This is a genomic window from Gallibacterium genomosp. 1, assembly GCF_001678575.1.
Taxonomy (GTDB): domain Bacteria; phylum Pseudomonadota; class Gammaproteobacteria; order Enterobacterales; family Pasteurellaceae; genus Gallibacterium.
Genome location: NZ_JTJP01000080.1, coordinates 1 through 2,101 on the forward strand (window position 1 = coordinate 1; position 2,101 = coordinate 2,101).

The window sequence follows — 2,101 nt, forward strand, 5'->3', positions numbered from 1 at the left end:
TGCCTAAAATTTAACAGTAAAAAGGCAATTGTATTTATCACAAGAAGAGAAAAAATGAAAAATGAGTTAGCCGGTAAGCCGAGTTCTGTCGTGGACAATCATTCATCTAGGCGACTATTTGCATAGCCGCTCAAGCAACCTACCCGAACTCTGAGCGGGCCACCCATTGAGTTCCTATTTGGTCTTGCTACGAGTGGAGTTTACCGTGCCGTGAACTGTTACCACTCACGCGGTGCGCTCTTACCGCACCCTTTCACCCTTACCTGATCTCTAACGAGCCATCGGCGGTCTGCTCTCTGCTGCACTGGTCGTAGGCTCGCGCCTCCCGGACGTTATCCGGCACTCTGCCCTATGTAGCTCGGACTTTCCTCTCGTCTACTTGTCCCCTAGGTCGTTTTCACGGTTGAGGGCTTCAATAAACCAGCGATTGTCTGGCTAACTCGGACGCGAAGTATAGCGGATTTTTGCTTTGGAATATAGTAAAAGTTTAAATTTGTGTTTTTATTCGCTTTTTTCTCCCTAACCGATTAAAATATTTGGCAATTTTTATTGCGTAATTGGAGAAATTATGGATTATTTGCAAATTGCTAAAGATACGTTAGCAATCGAACAGCAGGCTCTTATTCGATTACAACAACAACTTCCTGAAAATTTTCAACAAATTGTCGAATTGATTTTGTACTGCCAAGGGCGTCTTGTAATTGGAGGCATTGGAAAATCCGGACTCGTTGGAAAAAAAATGGTTGCTACTTTTGCTTCAACCGGTACCCCAAGTTTCTTTCTACATCCAACAGAAGCATTCCATGGCGATTTAGGTATGCTAAAACCGATTGATGTAGTGTTACTAATCTCCTATAGCGGTGAAACCGATGATGTAAATAAATTAATTCCGAGTTTGAAAAACTTTGGCAATAAAATCATAGCGATGACCGGTAATTTACAATCCACTTTAGCAAAACACGCTGATTATGTATTAGATATCAGTGTTGAACGTGAAGCTTGTCCTAATAATTTAGCACCAACCACTTCTGTGTTGGTGACAATGGCATTAGGTGACGCTTTAGCAGTTTCATTAATCAAAGCACGCAATTTCCAAACAGAAGATTTTGCCAAATTCCATCCCGGTGGTAGCTTGGGTCGTCGTCTGTTATGCAAGGTTCACGATAAAATGCAAACGACACTACCTGTCGTTCACGCCGATACTCTCTTCCTTGATTGCCTAACCGTAATGAATGAAGGGCGAATGGGTGTTGCTTTAATTATGCAAGATAAAAAGTTACAGGGCATTATTACTGATGGCGACATCCGCCGAGCAATGAGCCGCTATGGAGAGGCTGTATTACAAAAACAGGCTCAAGATTTTATGACTGCAACCCCAAAAACTATCAATCAAAACAGTTATTTAGGTCAAGCAGAAGATTTTATGCGTCAAAATAAAATCCATTCACTTGTGGTAGTCGATGATCAACAGCAGGTTGTCGGCTTATATGAATTTTCAAGCTAAGGAGGATCTATGTCAACAATCCAACAAAAACTCGCCAACATCAAACTAGTGATCACCGATGTTGATGGCGTTTTAACCGATGGTTCACTTTATTATGGCGAAAGTAGCGAAGGTGTTGAAGCATTTAAAATCTTTAATGCCCGTGATGGCTTAGGAACCAGAATGTTATTAGAAAGTGGCATTCAAGTCGCCGTTTTATCCGGTCGCGATTCTAAGGTGTTAAGAAGGCGGATTGCTGATTTAAAAATTCCTCTGTTTGCTTTAGGAAAACTGGAAAAAGAGAGTGCCTGTTTCGCACTAATGCAACAAGCTGGCGTTCAAGCTTCTGAAGTACTTTATATTGGTGATGACAGTGTTGATTTACCAGCATTTAATGTATGTGGTGTTACTGCAACCGTAGCCGATGCTGCGGATTATATTAAATCCCAAGTAGACATTGTTACTAAAGCAAGTGGTGGCAAAGGTGCATTCCGTGAGATTGTTGATATGCTACTCGCCGCACAAGGAAAAGAAGCTATCTACACTACAGCGCAAGGCTTTCTCCATTCCGCAAAGAAAATGGCACAATAATATCGAAAAACATGATCTGCACCCCAA

The 2,101-nt window shown here is 41.7% G+C and carries 2 protein-coding genes and 1 other RNA gene; 2 read left to right on the forward strand and 1 reads right to left on the reverse strand.

The window, feature by feature from the left end; genetic code table 11:
* Positions 1–58: 58 nt before the first annotated feature.
* Positions 59–443: RNase P RNA component class A (gene rnpB / locus QV04_RS11230), an RNA gene on the reverse strand.
* Positions 444–568: 125 nt separating this feature from the next.
* Here rnpB and QV04_RS11235 point away from each other — a divergent pair.
* Both QV04_RS11235 and QV04_RS11240 read left to right on the forward strand, forming a co-directional pair.
* A complete protein-coding gene (locus QV04_RS11235) occupies positions 569–1,504 on the forward strand; it encodes a KpsF/GutQ family sugar-phosphate isomerase (RefSeq protein WP_065231734.1) in 936 nt (311 codons plus the stop codon).
* An 18-nt stretch (positions 1,505–1,522) separates the two neighbouring features.
* Entirely contained in the window at positions 1,523–2,074 is a 552-nt protein-coding gene (locus QV04_RS11240) for a KdsC family phosphatase (RefSeq protein ID WP_197494831.1), read from the forward strand.
* The last annotated feature ends 27 nt before the right edge of the window (positions 2,075–2,101 follow it).

Excerpts from the sequence above, each read along its gene's own strand:
- QV04_RS11235 (WP_065231734.1), top strand. The coding sequence starts at position 569 with ATGGATTATTTGCAAATTGCTAAAGATACGTTAGCAATCGAACAGCAG.